Source organism: Mesorhizobium delmotii, assembly GCF_900149755.1.
GTDB lineage: Bacteria > Pseudomonadota > Alphaproteobacteria > Rhizobiales > Rhizobiaceae > Mesorhizobium > Mesorhizobium delmotii.
In genome coordinates this window covers 1-1,054 of record NZ_FUIG01000104.1, presented here as the reverse complement: position 1 = coordinate 1,054, position 1,054 = coordinate 1, and the positions used below count along the sequence as shown (strand labels likewise).

Sequence of the window (1,054 nt, the reverse complement as noted above, 5' to 3'; positions counted from 1 at the left end):
CTAGATGTTTAGTCCCGGCAGTTGCTGGAGCGGATTAAGCTTGAAGCGTTCGGGCTGTGCGGCCCAAACCTTGCAGATGAACTCATAGGGCGTGAGGCCTTTGAGGGCCTTGAGTCTGCGGCCGAAGTTGTAGGCCGAGATGAAGTCGGCAAGGTGCTGGCGGAGTTGGCCGTGGCTCTCGTAGTAGAAGCGCCTGACGGTCGCATCCTTGATGGTCCGGTTCATCCTCTCGACCTGGCCGTTGGTCCACGGATGTCTTGCCTTGGTCGTTCGGTGCTCGATGTTGTTCGTGGCGCAAGCGTATTCGAAAGCATGGGCCCAGAAGCGTTCGCCGTTTGCGATGGCCTCCTTGATCAATGGCACGGCCGAACCGCCGGCGCCGGGCGTCGTGAACTGGATGCCGTTGTCGGTGAGCACGGTGTGGATCTTGTAGGGAACGGCCGCGATCAGGCGCAGCAAGAAGTCTCTTGAGACGGCGGTGGTGGCCTTCTCGTGCAGTTCGACGAAGGCAAACTTCGATGTCCGGTCGATGGCGACGAACATGTGCAGCTTGCCCTGTTCGGTGCGTGCCTCGGCGACGTCGATGTGGAAGTAGCCGATCGGATAGCTCTTGAACTTCTTCTTTGCCGGCTTGTCACCTTCAACGTCCGGCAGGCGGCTGATGCCGTGACGTTGAAGACAACGATGCAGTGACGAGCGCGTCAGGTGCGGGATCGTCGGTTGTAGGGCATAGAGGCAGTCATCGAGCGGCAACAGAGTGTAGCGCCGGAAGGCGACGATGACGGCCTCCTCCTCGGGCGAGAGAACCGTCTATGCGGGGCTCTTTGGCCCTGTCGGCAGATCGGCCACCGAGGTCCGCTCCCGCCATTTGGCGACCGCCTTCTGGTTGATCCCGTAGCGTTTGGCCAGCGCCCTCAGGCTTTCTTGACTATGCTGTATCGCTCGACGGATCGCCTTTGTCGTCGTGGCGCTCCCATGCAGAACCTGGCCCATAGCGCATCCTTTGATTCGGAGGACAAGGATGCCCCATCAAAGCCTGGGATCAAACATCTAG

General features: G+C 60.2%; 1 pseudogene. It reads right to left on the bottom strand.

The window, feature by feature from the left end:
• Positions 1–993: pseudogene (locus tag BQ8482_RS37510) on the bottom strand (IS481 family transposase).
• Between the last annotated feature and the right edge of the window lie 61 nt (positions 994–1,054).